This is a genomic window from Streptomyces paludis, assembly GCF_003344965.1.
Taxonomy (GTDB): Bacteria; Actinomycetota; Actinomycetes; order Streptomycetales; family Streptomycetaceae; genus Streptomyces; species Streptomyces paludis.
Map to the genome: position 1 here is coordinate 7222238 of NZ_CP031194.1, position 14798 is coordinate 7237035.

13 protein-coding genes are annotated in these 14798 nt (G+C 69.9%); 3 read left to right on the forward strand and 10 right to left on the reverse strand.

What is annotated here, in order from left to right; genetic code table 11:
• Positions 1-485: 485 nt before the first annotated feature.
• The 5 genes from DVK44_RS31895 to DVK44_RS31915 form a co-directional block, all read right to left on the reverse strand.
• Positions 486-1484, reverse strand: coding sequence for an ABC transporter substrate-binding protein (locus DVK44_RS31895; RefSeq protein ID WP_114664094.1), 999 nt, complete (start codon positions 1482-1484; stop codon positions 486-488).
• An 88-nt stretch (positions 1485-1572) separates the two neighbouring features.
• Complete coding sequence (locus DVK44_RS31900; RefSeq protein ID WP_269439634.1) at positions 1573-2349, reverse strand: amino acid ABC transporter ATP-binding protein; 777 nt, start codon at positions 2347-2349, stop codon at positions 1573-1575.
• A complete protein-coding gene (locus tag DVK44_RS31905; protein WP_114664095.1) occupies positions 2346-3380 on the reverse strand; it encodes an amino acid ABC transporter permease in 1035 nt (344 codons plus the stop codon). Before DVK44_RS31905 ends, DVK44_RS31900 begins: the two co-directional genes overlap by 4 nt.
• A 17-nt stretch (positions 3381-3397) precedes the next feature.
• The gene (locus DVK44_RS31910; RefSeq protein WP_114664096.1) at positions 3398-3967 is read right to left on the reverse strand and encodes a GNAT family N-acetyltransferase; all 570 of its coding nucleotides are present in this window, start codon (positions 3965-3967) and stop codon (positions 3398-3400) included.
• Positions 3964-5178 carry an LLM class flavin-dependent oxidoreductase gene (locus tag DVK44_RS31915; RefSeq protein ID WP_114664097.1) on the reverse strand — a complete coding sequence of 405 codons (1215 nt, stop codon included), beginning with the start codon at positions 5176-5178 and terminating at the stop codon, positions 3964-3966. Before DVK44_RS31915 ends, DVK44_RS31910 begins: the two co-directional genes overlap by 4 nt.
• A gap of 448 nt (positions 5179-5626) precedes the next feature.
• Here DVK44_RS31915 and DVK44_RS31920 point away from each other — a divergent pair, with 448 nt between their 5' ends.
• From DVK44_RS31920 to DVK44_RS31930, 3 genes are all read left to right on the forward strand, one after another.
• Positions 5627-6007 (forward strand): hypothetical protein, encoded by a 381-nt coding sequence (locus tag DVK44_RS31920; protein WP_114664098.1) that lies wholly within the window; start codon positions 5627-5629, stop codon positions 6005-6007.
• A gap of 218 nt (positions 6008-6225) precedes the next feature.
• A complete protein-coding gene (locus DVK44_RS31925) occupies positions 6226-6687 on the forward strand; it encodes an ATP-binding protein (RefSeq protein ID WP_114664099.1) in 462 nt (153 codons plus the stop codon).
• Between the two features lie 83 nt (positions 6688-6770).
• Complete coding sequence (locus DVK44_RS31930) at positions 6771-7736, forward strand: pirin family protein (RefSeq protein WP_114664100.1); 966 nt, start codon at positions 6771-6773, stop codon at positions 7734-7736.
• 180 nt (positions 7737-7916) lie between these two features.
• Here the strand turns inward: DVK44_RS31930 and DVK44_RS31935 are convergent, their stop codons facing one another.
• From DVK44_RS31935 to DVK44_RS31955, 5 genes are all read right to left on the reverse strand, one after another.
• On the reverse strand, positions 7917-8558 hold the full coding sequence (locus DVK44_RS31935) for a TetR/AcrR family transcriptional regulator (RefSeq protein ID WP_228447451.1): 642 nt from the start codon (positions 8556-8558) through the stop codon (positions 7917-7919).
• Between the two features lie 231 nt (positions 8559-8789).
• A complete protein-coding gene (locus tag DVK44_RS31940; RefSeq protein WP_228447452.1) occupies positions 8790-9431 on the reverse strand; it encodes a response regulator in 642 nt (213 codons plus the stop codon).
• A 35-nt stretch (positions 9432-9466) separates the two neighbouring features.
• Positions 9467-10615, reverse strand: coding sequence for a sensor histidine kinase (locus tag DVK44_RS31945; RefSeq protein ID WP_331461641.1), 1149 nt, complete (start codon positions 10613-10615; stop codon positions 9467-9469).
• A 167-nt stretch (positions 10616-10782) separates the two neighbouring features.
• Positions 10783-13005 carry an MMPL family transporter gene (locus tag DVK44_RS31950; protein WP_162794150.1) on the reverse strand — a complete coding sequence of 741 codons (2223 nt, stop codon included), beginning with the start codon at positions 13003-13005 and terminating at the stop codon, positions 10783-10785.
• Positions 13006-13498: 493 nt separating this feature from the next.
• A complete protein-coding gene (locus tag DVK44_RS31955) occupies positions 13499-14449 on the reverse strand; it encodes a quinone oxidoreductase family protein (protein ID WP_114664103.1) in 951 nt (316 codons plus the stop codon).
• Positions 14450-14798: the final 349 nt, after the last annotated feature.

Sequence of the window (14798 nt, forward strand, 5' to 3'; positions counted from 1 at the left end):
CCGCCCGCGAACGCCGCCGGCCCGCCCGCCCCCGTACCGGACGGCTGCTCACTGAGCGGAAGGACCCGGACGAACCGGCCGAAGCGGGCCGGTACGATCTGCGCCGGCTCGGGGTAGCTGCCGATGTCCGGATCGACCGGCAGTGCCTCGCGCCACGCCTCGGGGCCGACGGACACCCGGCCCCACTCCCGCCCCACCATCCTCAGCAGCATCGACTGCTCGGCGTCGAGCTTCGGTACCGAGACGGGCTGAGCAGCCGAGTCGGCGGAATCCTGGCTGCCCTGACCGACCTGCCTGCCCTGACCGACCTGGCCGCTTTGGCCGTCCGGGACTTCCGGGGCTCCTCGGGTATGCGTCACGTCCGTGAGTCTCTTCGGCGGACCGGCCCAGGGGCCCCACCCGCGCCCGGCGACACACGGGCGCGGGCGTCGACCACCCGTTCGGCGGCACCCCTCAGACGGGCGCGAGGGGAGGCGGACGTACAGCTACTGGTTCGTCTTCGGCAGCCCCTTCGGGTTCAGCTCGGAGGAGGACACGGCCTCGTTCGCCAGCCCCCAGCGGTCCAGGACCTTCTGGTACGTGCCGTTTTTGATCACGGTGTTGAGCGCTTCCTGAACGGCCTTGATCAGCCCGTTTTCCTTTTTCGTCGTGGCCGCGATCTCGCCCTGGACATCGGCGCCGCCGCCCGAGTACGTACCGATGATCTCGGTCTGTCCCACGGACGCCACGTGGTAAGCGGCCGTCGGGTTGGGGCCGAGATAGGCGTCGAGGCGGCCGGAGCCGAGGGCGAGGTAGTAGTCGGTCGCGTTCTGGTAGTACTTGATGTCGGTGGGCTTGAGCCCCTTCTTCACATTCTCCTCGCTCCAGGTGACCAGCAGCTTCTCCTGGTTGGTGCCGGAGCCGACCCCGATGGTCCGGCCCGCCACGTCCGCCGGCTTGCTCACCTTCCAGTCGGCGCCCTTCTTGGCCTCGAAGGCGAGGTTGTCCAGCCGGTACGTGGCGAAGTCGTACTTCTCCTTGCGCTCCTCGGTGACCGTGATGTTGCTGAGCCCGGCGTCGTACTTGCCGCTGTCGAGCCCGACGAAGATGTTCGCCCAGTCGACCGTGTTGTAGTGCGGCTTGAGCCCGAGCACATTCGCGATGAGCGAGGCGATGTCCGGCTCCACCCCGATCACGGTCTTGTCGTCGGTGGCGTAGAAACCCAGCGGAGGCGCGGTACCGGTCGTACCGACGATCTCCAGAGTGCCCCGCTTACGGATCGCCTCCGGTACGAGGGCGGCGATGGAATCCACCTTGGGTGTGGTGACCCGGTTCTGGTCCGGGCCCAGATTGATCTTCGAACCGCTGCCGCCCTTGGCGGAGCCCGTGGCCGCGACCGTGTCGGTGGTGTCGTCGGCGGAAGTGCCGCAGGCGGTGAGCGAGAACGCGGCGGCGAGGCCCAGCAGGGCGGCGGTGGTACGGACGAGGGAACGGCGCGGCGGCACGGTGACTCCTTGGCGGAATGTCGGCTGAGGGAAAGGAACGGCTGAGAGAGGAGAGGCAGAGAGAAAAGAGGAAGAGGCTGGGCGGGAGTCAGAGCACCTTCGAGAGGAACGCCTTCGTCCGCTCGTGACGCGGCCGGTCGAGTACCTCCGCCGGCGGTCCCTGCTCGACGATCACGCCCTCGTCCATGAACACGACGGTGTCGGCGACCTCACGGGCGAAGCCGATCTCATGAGTGACGACGATCATGGTGGTCCCGCTGACGGCCAGATCCTTGATGACGTCGAGGACCTCACCGACCAGCTCCGGGTCGAGCGCCGAGGTCGGCTCGTCGAAGAGCAGCACCTTCGGTTCCAGCGCGAGCGCGCGGGCGATGGCCACACGCTGCTGCTGGCCGCCGGAGAGCTGACGCGGATAGGCGTCCGCCTTGTCCGCGAGCCCCACCCGCTCCAGCAGCGCCCCGGCCTGTTCGACCGCCTCCTTACGGGGGCGGCGCAGTGCCGAGACCGGGGCCTCGATGATGTTCTCGACGACGGTCAGATGCGGGAAGAGATTGAAGTTCTGGAAGACGAATCCGATGTGGAGCCGCTGCTTGAGCACCTCCCGCTCCTTCAGCTCGTGGAGCGCGGAGCCGACGCGGCGGTAGCCGATCAGCTCGCCGTCGATGCTCACGTAACCGCGGTTGAGCTTTTCGAGATGGTTGATGCTGCGCAGCAGTGTCGACTTGCCCGAACCGGACGGGCCGAGCACGACCGTCACCTCACCGGCCCGGACCTGGAGGTCGACTCCGCGCAGGACTTCGAGCGCGCCGAAGTTCTTGTGGACGCCGCGTACTTCGACCATCGGACGGCGGCTGTCGGTGCTCATTTCTGGATCCCTCCGGTGGCGGCGGCAGCCCGCATCCGCAGGCTGAACGCCCGCGCGCGCTGGAGCGGGGTGGGCGGGGGAGTGCGCTCGGCGCCGCGCGCGAAGTGCCGCTCCACGTAGTACTGGGCGATGGACAGCAGCGTGGTCAGCAGGATGTACCAGGCCGTGGCGACCATCAGCAGCGGTACGACCCGTCCGTTGCGGCCGTAGATCACCTGCACCTGGTAGAACAGCTCGCCGATGGCCATCACGGAGACGATCGAGGTGCCCTTGAAGAGGGAGATCACCTCGTTGGCCGCGTTGGGCAGGATGCCGCGCATCGCCTGCGGCAGCAGAACGCGGCGCAGCTGCCGCAGCCGGGGGATACCGAGCGCGGCGGCGGCCTCCAACTGCCCGCTGTCGACGGAGATGATGCCGCCGCGCACGATCTCCGCGGCGTAGGCGGCCTGGTGCAGCGCGAGGCCGATGACGGCGGCCGAGAGGGCACCGACCAGATTCATCGTGTCGAAGCTCCACAGCACCGGCCCGAAGGGGACTCCGACGCCCAACTCCTTGTAGAGATAAGCGAGGTTGAACCAGAACAGCAGTTGCACGATGAGGGGGATCGACCGGAAGGCCCAGATGTACGTCCAGGCGATCGTCTGGAGGATCACACTGCGCGACAGCCGCATGAAGGCGAGGAGGATACCGAGGGCGAAGCCGATCGCCGTTCCGTAGAAGGTGAGTTGGAGGGTCACCCAGACGGCCTTCAGTACGGTGTCGGCCGTGAGATAGCGGAAGAAGGTGTCCCACTCCCACCCCGGGTTGGTGAGCAGACCGTGGCCGAACTGGGCGACGACGACCAGCGCGGCGGCGCCCGCGACCCAGCGCCAGTAGTGGCGCGCGGGAACGACCTTCAGCGCGGCGAGATCGTCGTGGCTCACCTCGCCGCTCACCTCGCCGCTCACCTTGTCGGGACGCGACGCGGGCAAGGCTGAGGGCGAGGACGGGGGAAGGGAAGCCGCTGTGACGGCGGTGGACGTGGTGTCCATTCAAGGGCTCCTGCGGGTCACTGGTGTGCGGGCGGGCTGAACCGGGACGTCTCGACGGGCGCCGCGGCGGCGGTGGACGCGCCGCCGGAACACCCGCGGCCCGCGAGAGCCTTCTCGAACGGCAGCGGGCCGATCGTCTCCGGATCCGCGTCCGTGTCGAACAGCGGTGTGTACCCGGCCGCCAGATACAGCCCACGGGCCTCCGGCTGGCGCGGCCCGGTGGTCAGACAGACCCTGCGGTACCCCCGTACGGTCGCGATCCGCTCCAACTCCCCGACCACGCGCCGCGCGAGCCCGCGCCGCCGGTGCGCGGAGTGCGTCCAGATGCGCTTGAGTTCGGCCGTGGTCGCGTCGTAGCGGCGGAACGCGCCCCCGGCGACCGGCTCGCCGTGCTCCAGCAACAGCAGCAGTTCCCCGTGCGGCGGCTCGAACTCCGTGGCCGGATACCGGGCCATCTCGCCGTGCGCGTCCTTGCCGTACCGGGTCGCGTACTCGTCGCCCAGCTCCCGCAGCATCGGGCGCACCAGCGGATCCGACACCCGGGTCCGCAGCCAGGCCGCCCCGCCCGGCCGGGCCACGGAGGTCATCGGCCGGCCCCGGCCCCGGCGGCGCGCGGGCCCGCGGCGCGCGGACCCTCGCTTCCCGTGGGGACGCTCCTCGGGCCGAGGATCTCCGGGTCGAGGGTCTCCGGACCGCGCCGGGCGCCCTCGGCGTCGCGCCGGGCCACGCCCTCCCGTACCAGCGGGATGACATGCCGGCCGAAGTCGATGGCGTCGCCCAGCAGGTCGTAGCCCCGGGCGGAGATGATGTCCACACCGAGGTCGTAGTAGTCGAGCAGCGCGCGGGCGACCGTCTCCGGTGTGCCGACCAGGGCATTGGAGTTGCCCGCGCCGCCCGTCGCCGCGGCCGTCGGGGTCCAGAGCGCCCGGTCGTACCGTTCGCCGTCCCGCGCGATCGAGATCAGCCGCCGCGACCCCGCGTTCTCGGGCTCGCCGCGCCGGTGGTGGCGGACGACCGCGGAGTCGCCGCGCGCCCTGCGCGCCTTGATCGTGTCCACCGTCCGGTACGCCTTCTCCCAGGCCAGCTCCTCCGTCGGCGCGATGATCGGCCGGAACGCCACCTGGATACGGGGCGGGGTCGCGTGGCCGGCGGCGCGGGCCGCCGCCCGTACCGACGCGATCTGCTCCGCCGTCCTCTCCAGCGGCTCGCCCCACAGCGCGTAGATGTCCGCCTCGGCGCCGCCCGCCGCGTACGCCGCGGCCGAGGAACCGCCGAACGACACATCGGGGCGGGGCTGTTGGACGGGGAACACATCGCTAACGAAGTCGTGGAACCGGTAGTGCTCGCCCTCGTGGTCGAAGGACTCGTGCGAGGTCCAGATCCGCTTGACGATCTCGATGTACTCGCGGGTACGGCCGTACCGCTGGTCCTTGGTGAGTGTGTCGCCCTCGCGTCCCTGCTCGTGGTCGTTGCCGCCGGTGATGAAGTGCACCGTGAGCCGGCCGTCGCTGATCTGATCCAGCGTCGCGAACGTCTTCGCGGCGAACGTCGGGTAGGAGACATTCGGCCGGTGCGCGAGCAGGATCTGGAGCTTGTCCAGCCGGGAGGCGATGTACGCGGCGGCCGGCGCCGGATCGGGAGAGCCGGAACCGTACGCGAACAGCACCCGGTCCCAGCCGTGGTCCTCATGGGCGCGGGCGAGCTTGAGTGTGTATTCCTTGTCGAACGCGGCTCCGGAGCGCGGGCCGGTCTCCGACCCGTCGTTGGTGGCGGCGATTCCGAGGAACTCCACAGGCATGAGGGACCTTTCGGGCAGGGGAGGACAGGGCAGGACGGGGCGCGGCGCGGCGGAGGAACGCGACGTACGGACGCGGACACACCGACATGGCCGACCGACGGCAGCGCGCGGCGACGAGTGGCGCGTCAGCGCCTACGGGAAGTACGGGGGTACGGGAGGCTCGGCGGCAGCGTGCGCTACAGGGTCACCGGGGAAGAAGAGTGGGGCGGCCGGTCAGGGCGGGCCCGCTGCCGGGTCAGGCGCAACAAGAGGCGGACCACACACGACCGAAGTCGATGTGTCCGCGGGTGACCAACGGCAGTTGCTTCTGCATGAAGCCAATTGAGCACGGGACCTTCACCGAAGTCAACATGGGCTCACTCCGTGGGCATGCGCGCGCCGGGGCACCGGCGCGCACAGCCCGCTATCGTCGGAAGTGGGGGCCGTAGCGGCAGAGGAAGTGGTCCACGTGAACAGCACCCGACAGCCCGCGGCGGAGGTCGTGGTCGCGCTCACCGGCGGGGTGAAGGAGGACGCGCGGGAGGTGTTCGGCGCGCTGCGCTCGGCGTACGGCTGCGACCGCGCGGCCGAGGACGTACCGAATGAGGTCCCGGGGGCGGGGGACCGCCCGACCGTGTGGATCGCGACGTTCGACGCCTCCGACGTACGGGCACGCCCGCCGCGCCCGGCGCGGCTGACGGCCCCGGTCGTGGCCACCCTCCAGGGCGGCTACGCGGCGGTGGACAGCCTGCGCGGAAGCCTGGCCTCGGCCTTCGCCGTACGCGAGGTCGGTACGGCCTACGGCGACCAGGAGGAAGAGGTGCAGCTGAGGCTGGAGAGCCGCGTATAGCCGTCCCGCACCCTCGCGCGGCTTGCCCTTGGCGCCTCCCCGCAGCCCTCCGTACCCCCTCGTCCGTTCGTGTTGCGGGGCGGCGCGTACGGGCGCACGCTGGTGATGACCCGTTCAGGGTGATCGCTCACGCTTCGTGCTCGGGAGCCGTTGACGCACAACGCGGTGAAGCTGGTGGGCCCCGTAGCGTGATGAGGCGTGATGAGGAGCCTTCGACCATGACCGTTCCACTCGGGTGTCACTACGTCGTGGAATCGCCCGCCTCCGCGGAACGCGTACCGACACTGCGCCGTATCGTCTCCGCGCGCCTGCGGTTCTGGGGACTCGGCCCGCATGCTGTCGGACCGGTCTGCGCGGGCCTCGGCGAACTGGTCACCAACGTCCACCGCCATGTCGGCGACGGTGCCCGCTGTGTGATCGAACTGCGTTGGACCGGACGTCACTTGACGGTGTCGGTCGAGGACGAGGGGCCGCGGCTGCCCCGGTTGCTGACGGCCGGCGGCGGGGGACTCGCCCACGTGGCCGCGCTCAGCGACAGCTGGGGCACCTGCGCCACGGAGCGCGGCAAGGTGGTCTGGTTCACCAGGAGTGTGGAGGCGCCGCAGGGCGTCCCCAGCCTGCCGCGCACACCGCTCACCGCGGTCAGCGCGGTACGGCGGCTGCCCCTGCCCGCCGGGTGACACGGGCCGGCGGGGTCCTCGGCCGGACAGTTGTCCCGTACACATGCTCCCGGTCGCGGGGGCCGGAGGTTTAGGTTGGGGGCATGAGCAATCTTGATCGTCAGGCCGCCGTCTCCGTCTGCGGCGGACGCGGGTTCGTCGTCGCCGAGCCCGTACGGGAGCTGCTGAGCCCCCGCCGCGTTCAGCTGGGCGAGTCCACGGAGGTCCGCAGACTGCTGCCCAACCTGGGCCGCCGCATGATCGGCGCCTGGGCTTTTGTCGACCACTACGGGCCGGACGACATCGCGGACGAGCCCGGGATGCAGGTGCCACCGCACCCGCACATGGGCCTCCAGACGGTCAGCTGGCTGCACGAGGGCGAGGTGCTGCACCGCGACAGCGTCGGCAGCCTTCAGACCGTACGCCCCCGGGAGCTGGCCCTGATGACATCGGGGCGGGCGATCTCCCACTCCGAGGAGAGCCCGCGCCCGCACGCCCGTTTCCTGCACGGCGCCCAGCTCTGGGTCGCGCTCCCGGACGCACACCGCCAGGTCGCGCCCCACTTCGAGCACCACGCCGACCTGCCCGTCGTCACCGCCCCCGGTGTGACGGCCACGGTCATCCTGGGCACCCTCGACGGAGCCACCTCGCCCGGCACCACCTACACCCCGATCGTCGGCGCCGACCTCGCCCTGACCGGAGGCACCGAGGCCCGCCTCCCCCTGGACCCGGACTTCGAGTACGCCGTCCTGGCCATGTCCGGCGAGGCCCACATCGACGGAGTCCCCGTCACGGCCGGCTCCATGCTCTACCTCGGCTGCGGCCGCACCGAACTCCCCCTGCGCGCCGACTCCGACGCCGGCCTGATGCTCCTCGGCGGCGAGCCCTTCGAGGAGGAGATCGTCATGTTCTGGAACTGGATCGGACGGTCCCAGGAGGATATCGCACAGGCTCGCGAGGACTGGATGACCGGTACCCGCTTCGGCGAGGTGAAGGGCTACGACGGCCCTCCGCTTCCGGCCCCCGAACTGCCCGCCACTCGGCTCAAGTCGAGAGGAAGGGTGCGATGAGCTGGGCTTATGCCGAGAACCAGGGGAGGCCGTGGCGGCTGTGGGGCCATTCCGTTTTTGATCGGGGGGTCGTGTCCGATACGACCGCTGAAGGGCTGTCGGGATCTTGCTGCTGGGCCTCGCGTGGCACAGGGTGGTCACCTTGCCTGTGGCAGGTACGTTCAGGCCCCTGTGGCTTCTTCAGTCCCCTGCGGGGAGTTGACCTCTGGCTTTCTCCAGTCCGTCGAGGAGCAGGTCCAGGCCGAACCGGAACTCCTCGTGCAGTGGTACGGAGGTCAGCTCGTAGGCCGCAGCTGTTGTGGCCGGATAAAGCTCTGGGTCCAGAGAGTTGTAGTAATTCCGCAGCTGCGAATGCTCCTCCGGGTGCGGTGTTCCCGGGCCGTGCTGCTGGATGGCGAAACCGATCACGTAGTGGCCGACAGCGGTGAAGGCGCGCGCGGCCAGGTCGATCGGGAACCCATGACTCAGGAACAGTGTGATGAGCCGTTCTCTGCCTCGGAGACCGTTGGGACCGACTGGAACCTGCGCTGCCAGCAGCGGCAGAGCTTGAGGGTGCCGGCACAGGGTGCCGTAGAAAGCCTCCGCTGCGACGGTCACTGCTTCTCGCCAGGACAGGTCGTGCAGTTCTTCGCGCGAGACGCGTACTTCGCCCAGGACTCTGTCGGCGACAAGAGCGAGGAGCTCGTCTTTGCTGTTGAAATGCCGGTAGAGCGTCGCCGTGCCTGAGTCCAGGGCGTCGGCGAGCATCCGCAGGGTCAGTGCCTGGATTCCCACCTCGTCAATGAGCTTCAGCGCCGTGCCGACGATCCGCCCGACGTCCACGGGGGGGCGCCCGCGCCGGTACACAGGAGCGGGTGCCCGGTTCCCCCACCAAGCGGGACTTCCCGGGACCGGCTCGGCCTCCGAAGACATGAAGTTGTCACCCTCTCGGTCGGATCTGCTGTGGGCACCCCTTCACCACAGGAGTTTCGGCTTTATGGTATCCGTTTCGGTACCGGGCGGATCCGGTCAGCGCCCTCCCGCGCGCGGACTTCAGACGACCAACGCCGTTCCTCAGGGGACGGGCGGTGGAGGCCGTACCAGTCCCGTCCGGTAGGCGATCACGACGAGCTGTGCGCGATCGCGGGCCTTCAGTTTCGCCATGGCGCGTTGGATGTGGGTGCGTACGGTCAGCGGGCTGATCGCGCAGATGTCGGCGATCTCGTCGTTCGGCAGTCCCTCGGCGGCCAGGGCCATGACCTCGCGCTCGCGGGCGGTGAGATGGGCCAGGCTTCCTGTCGCTGTCGGATGAGCGCCGGGGGCGCGTGTGGTGAGGAAGCGTGTAATGAGCGAGCGGGTGGCCCCGGGGGAGAGGAGGGCCTCGCCGGAGGCGACGGTGCGGACGCCGGTGAAGAGTTCGTCGACGGTCGCGTCCTTGCCGAGGTATCCGCTCGCGCCGGCGTGCAGCGCGCGTGCTACGTACTCATCGGTTTCATAGGTGGTCAGGACGAGTACCCGGGTCGCGGACAGCTCCGGAGCCGCGCAGATCGCGGCGGTGGCCGCCAAGCCGTCGGCGCCGGGCATCCGGATGTCCATGAGGACGACGTCGGGGTGGTGGGCATGCGCGAGTTCCACGGCCTGGTTGCCGTCGGAGGCTTCACCGGTCACCTCCATGTCGTCGCAGGAGTCGAGCAGAGTGCGGAAGGTGGCCCGCATCAGGGCCTAGTCGTCGGCCAGCAGGATACGGATCGTCATGGCGTTCGTTCTTTCTTCGGCAGGCAAGGGGGCAGCGGTAGTACAGCGGCGACCTCGAAACCGCCCTCGGGCCGGGGGCCGGCCTGTAGTTCGCCGCCCACGGAGAGGGCGCGTTCCCTCATGCCCAAGAGGCCGAAGCCGCGGCCTTGGGTGGAGTCAGAGGTGAGGGGGGCCGTGGTTCCGTCGTTCGTGACCGTGATGACCAGGCGGGCGGTGGAGTATACGAGCTCTATGTGCGCGGCCCCCGTGGACGCGTGCTTGGTGACGTTGGTGAGGGCCTCCTGCAGGATGCGGAACGCGGTGAGATCCACCCCTGGGGAGAGCCGCCTGGGCTCTCCCCGGGTGGCGAGGGTGACGGTGATTCCGGCGGACTCGCACGCGTTGATCAACGCGGACAGGCGTTCCAGCCCGGGCGCAGGCTCCAGGACGGCGGAGTCCGGGGCGCTCGCCTCGCGCAGGAGCCCGACGGCGGACTTGAGTTCGCGCAGCGCCGAGGCGGTGGTGTCGATCAGGGCGGCGAGGATTCTCTGCGTTTCGTCGGGACGGGCCCGCAGGAAGTGTGCGGCGGCGCCGGCCTGGACCTTGGCCAGGGCCAGATGGTGGGCGACGACGTCGTGGAGGTCACGGGCGATGCGCAGGCGTTCCTCGGCGACGCGCAGACGCGCCTCCTCGTCACGGGTCCGCTCGGCGTGTTCGGCGCGTGCGTGGACGGCTTCCAGATAGGCGCTCCGCAGCCGGGCGCCGCGTCCCAGGGCGAGAGGCAGCACCAGCCACAGGATGGGGCCGATCACCGTGAGATCCGAGGGATCACTGATCACCACCGTGGTCACCACGGCCGCCACGGTGGTGAAGCCGTAGGCATGGGTGGTCCTGTCGTCGGTGCCGGCGGAGAGCCGGTACAGCCCGGCCATGAGGGGTGCAAGGAGCAGGGGAGTGACGACGTAGCCCAGGGCGATGGTGATCACCGTGGCGACGGCAATCACGACCAGGACGGTTCCTGGGCGGCGGCGACTGGCCAGCAACGCGAGGCAGGAAAGACCGGCGAGGGCTTCGGCGGGCCATTCCTCCGCCGGTGACGTGGCGTCGCGGGTGGCGAACGAGTCACCGACCGCGACGCAGGTCCACAGAGCCAGGGAGATCACCACACCCGCGCCCCGGGGGCGGGTTCTCTGGCATCCCGGTGGCCTGGTGATCATCTGCTCTCCGGTGGGTGAGTCGCGGGCCTGCCCCATGTGGGCGACCCGAGCCGCCCGTGGGCATTGCCACGTGCGGCTCGGTAAGGGCGGGGCACTGGAACGGACTGACGGAAGGATCAGACGTGAACCCCGGCCGGGCTGTCCGCTGCGTGGCCGTCCGTGCCGGAGCCGTCGGCCGGCCGGCGGGTGAGCGACTCACCCTCGATGTCGACGCGGGGCAACAGCCGGTCCAGCCGGCCCGGAAGCCACCACGCTTTGTCCCCCACCAGGGCCAGGACCGCGGGGACGATCGCCATCCGCACCACGAAGGCGTCGAGAAGGACCGCGGAGGCCAGACCGAAGCCGATCATCTTGATCATGGAGTCGGCCTCCGTGATGAAGCTGGAGAAGACCGCGATCATGATCAGCGCGGCTGCGACCACTACCCGGGCGCTGTGCCGGAACCCGGTGGTGATCGCCTGCGCGGGCCGGTCCCCGTGGACGTACGCCTCACGCATACGCGAGACGAGGAAGACCTCGTAGTCCATGGCGAGTCCGAAGACGATGCCGACGAGGAAGATCGGCATCAAGCTCATGATCGGTCCGGTCTGGTCGACGCCCAGCAGCCCGGCGCCGTACCCCTCCTGGAAGACGAGGACCACGGAGCCGAGGGCCGCGAGCACCGACAGCAGGAAGCCGAGGGCCGCTTTGACGGGGACCAGGACGGACCGGAAGATCACCAGAAGCAGGACGAAGGCCAGACCGATCACGACCGCGAGATAGGGGAACAGCGCGGCCTGGACCTTGTCGGCGATGTCGATGTTCACCGCGGTGGTGCCGGTGACGAGGAAGGTGGCCCCGGCCGTGGACTCGGTGCCGGGACGTTCGGCACGGACGGTCTTCACCAGGTCCTTGGTCTTGTTGTCCGTCGGCGAGGTCGACGGCACGGCCCTGAAGAGCGCGGTGTCGCCGGTGCCGTTGAACCGGGCCGGTGAGACGGCCACGATTCCCTCCGTGGCAGCGACATTCTCCGAGATCTTCCGCACCGCGCCCTTCGGGTCGGCGGTGCCCTTGGCGTCCACGACGATGGTCAGCGGCCCGTTGAAGCCCGGCCCGAAGCCCTCGGCCAGCGCGTCGTAGGCCCGGCGCTCGGAGGTGGAGGTGGGCTTGGCCTCGTCGCCCGGCATGCCCAGCTGTAGATTTGCCACCGGCAGTGCTATCGCGCCGAGGCCCACCACGCTCAGCACCAGCACAGGGACGGGATGGCGCTGTACGAACCCGGACCAACGGGTACCCCCGTTCCTGGCGCCCTCCTCGACGAGCCTGCCCGTCCGGGCGGCTTTGCGTGAGGCCCGCGAGAGCGCGGCGTTCGGCCACATGCCGAACAACGCCGGTACGAGGGTCAGCGCGACCAGCACCGAGACGACCACCGCGCCCGCGGCTGCCAGCCCCATCTTGGTGAGCATCGGGATGCCCACCACCGACAATCCCGCCAGTGCGATGACGACGGTGAGCCCGGCGAAGACGACGGCCGAGCCGGCTGTGCCGACCGCCAGCCCGGACGCCTCCTGCGGTGCGTGGCCCTTGGCGCGCTCCTCGCGGTAGCGCGATACGACGAAGAGCGCGTAGTCGATGCCGACGGCGAGTCCCAGCATCGTGGCCAGCGTGCTGGCCGTGTCCGACAGCGCGAAAAGGTCTGCCACCGCTGTGATCGTGAAGAGGCTCACGGCGACCCCGAGGAGCGCGGTCAGCAGAGGCAGTCCGGCGGCTACCAGCGAGCCGAAGGTGATCAGCAGCACCAGGGCGGCCACCAGGACACCGATTCCCTCGGCCAGCCCGCCCGCTTCGCCACTGTCCAGTGCCTCACCGCCGGCCTCGACCGTCAGGCCCGCGTCCCGCGCTCGGTCGACGGCCTTCCGTACGGTTGCCTTGCTCGCATCGGTGACATCGGCGACCTTGACCTTGTAGGTGACGGTCGCGTAAGCCGTCGAGCCGTTTTTGCTGACCGCGTCCGTCTGGAAGGGATCATCGACGCTGTCGACCTGTGGGCCGTCCGCCAGCTCCGTCACGGCCCTCTCTATGACCGCCCTCGTGTCGGACGCGGTCACCTTCTGTCCGTCCGGGGCGACGAACACGACCTGGGCGGTGGCGCCGTCGGCCGTGGCCCCCGGGAAGCGCTCCTGCGCCAGGTCGTATGCCTTCTGCGCCTCGATGCCCGGCATGGAGAACCTCTCGTCGGAGGCTCCCGGGGTTTGAGAGGCGGCCAGGGCGGCGGTGGCCAGGACAGCCAGCCACATCAGGACGACGGTCCAGCGTCGCCGGAAGGCCAGACGGCCCAGTCGGTAGAGAAAGGTAGCCACGAGGGATCTCCGTATCTGCGTGCAGGAACCCGCTCAGGCTGTCGGGGAGTGGTCCGTGTCGTCGTCATGCTCTGGATAGGAACCTCACTACTGATGAGGCAGTACAGCTATGGCCGCGAGACCCTCTCAGGTACGACAGGCCCCTCACGCCCGGCGGGGACCGGACGGCCCTGCCCGTCATCGCAGAGGCCGTCCCGCCCGGCACGGGCGGTGCCATATGGACGTCGCCGGTCCCATGAGACTCCGCCGGCGGCGTACGCCGTCTTGCGTACGGCCATGCGTGGTCCGGTGGCGAGCGACAGGGCGGTCAGGCGAAAATGTTATTGGCCACAATGTGGCCGATAAGGGTTCCGTATCGGCTGCGAGCGCGGATCGGGCCGAGGGCGGTGGGGCCGGCAGGCCCTCCTGCTGGCACGCGAGACGCCACCCGGCCGCGCGCCCTGGTGAGGTACTCGGGGCCGTACTCCTGTGTCCTGGCCGCGGACGGTCCGGGTCAGTCTGCGATGAGTACGGGGCGGGGGCCTGCGGGAGCCGCCCACGCCTCGCTGACCTGGGAGAGACGGTAGGTGTGCGCGTCGACGTTTGCTTTGCCGTCGGCGATGAGCTGTACGTAGGCGGAGACCTGGATGAAATAGCGGCGCATGTCGAAGGAGCCGATCCCGCTGCCGCTGAGGCGGAAGGGGCGGCTGCGCAGCAGCGGGGCGGGTACGGCGGCCTGTGCGCCGGCCAGGGAGCCGATCTCCACGTAGCTTGTGGCGCCCTCGCCGGGAACGTCTGCCAGTGCCTGGAAGGCGGACTCGGCCACGCCGCCCCACAGGAAGTCCAGGACGAGGTCGGGTGCCTTGCCGTCGAGAGCCGCACCCATGGCTGCCGCGTCCGCGTGCTTGTCGCCGACGATCTCGACGGTTTCGGCGCCGAGCCCTCTCGCCCGCTTGAGGGCGTCCGTGCCGCGGCCCGCGCCGATCACGCGCCGTACGCCGAGCGCCAGGGCGTTCTGTACGGCGAGACCGCCGGCCGCTCCGGTCACCCCGAGGATCATGACGGTGTCCGGTGTGCCGTGCTCGTCCGCATGGGTGGTCAGCGGCATCCAGGACGACATGCCCGGATTCACACCCGCCGCCACGGAGACGGGATCTGCCCCGTGGGGAAGCGGGACGGCCATGGGGACCGCCATCCGCTCGGCGAATGTGCCCCAGGGCTCCTCGACGCCACCGGTGTACACCAGCGTGCCGTCGTTGGTGCGGGCCACCGCGTCCACGCCCGGCACCAGGGGGAACCGGCCGGTGCTGCTGTAATGCCCGCCGGAGGCCCTGGAGCGCACGACGGGGTGGATGGCGGTGGCGACCAGGTCGACGATCTGGCGCCCCTCTCCGGCTTCCGGATCGCGGAAGTCCTGGTACTCGGGCACGGCACCACCCGTCGTCGCCACTACTGCTGCCTTCATTTCCGCTCTCCTCTGGCTCGTGAAGCGCACTGCGGGCCTCATGGCTCCGGAGTGCGGTGGGGCTGCGGGGAATCCGCAGCCTTTATGGGTACAGTGTAGCCGTAAGTGTGTTTGGGTGCGTCCGCTGAGGCTTTCGGAGTGTGCCGGCCGAAATCCGGGGGCACGACACACTGCCCGCGATGAGGGGAAGTCCCCCCTGTAGAGGTCATGGCCCCGCTCAGTGCCGCGCGCGGGGCGTCGACCATGGTGGTGCGGAAAACGGTCATTGTGGGTGCCTTGCCGTCGAGCAGTGTGTCGGCGCCGTGGTACATGCCCGGTTCGACGGCAACGGGCGGTCGTCCCCGGCGGC

Excerpts from the sequence above, each read along its gene's own strand:
- DVK44_RS31900 (WP_269439634.1), bottom strand. The coding sequence starts at position 2,349 with ATGAGCACCGACAGCCGCCGTCCGATGGTCGAAGTACGCGGCGTCCAC.
- DVK44_RS31905 (WP_114664095.1), bottom strand. The coding sequence starts at position 3,380 with ATGGACACCACGTCCACCGCCGTCACAGCGGCTTCCCTTCCCCCGTCC.
- DVK44_RS31910 (WP_114664096.1), bottom strand. The coding sequence starts at position 3,967 with ATGACCTCCGTGGCCCGGCCGGGCGGGGCGGCCTGGCTGCGGACCCGG.
- DVK44_RS31915 (WP_114664097.1), bottom strand. The coding sequence starts at position 5,178 with ATGCCTGTGGAGTTCCTCGGAATCGCCGCCACCAACGACGGGTCGGAG.
- DVK44_RS31925 (WP_114664099.1), top strand. The coding sequence starts at position 6,226 with ATGACCGTTCCACTCGGGTGTCACTACGTCGTGGAATCGCCCGCCTCC.
- DVK44_RS31930 (WP_114664100.1), top strand. The coding sequence starts at position 6,771 with ATGAGCAATCTTGATCGTCAGGCCGCCGTCTCCGTCTGCGGCGGACGC.
- DVK44_RS31940 (WP_228447452.1), bottom strand. The coding sequence starts at position 9,431 with ATGCGGGCCACCTTCCGCACTCTGCTCGACTCCTGCGACGACATGGAG.
- DVK44_RS31955 (WP_114664103.1), bottom strand. The coding sequence starts at position 14,449 with ATGAAGGCAGCAGTAGTGGCGACGACGGGTGGTGCCGTGCCCGAGTAC.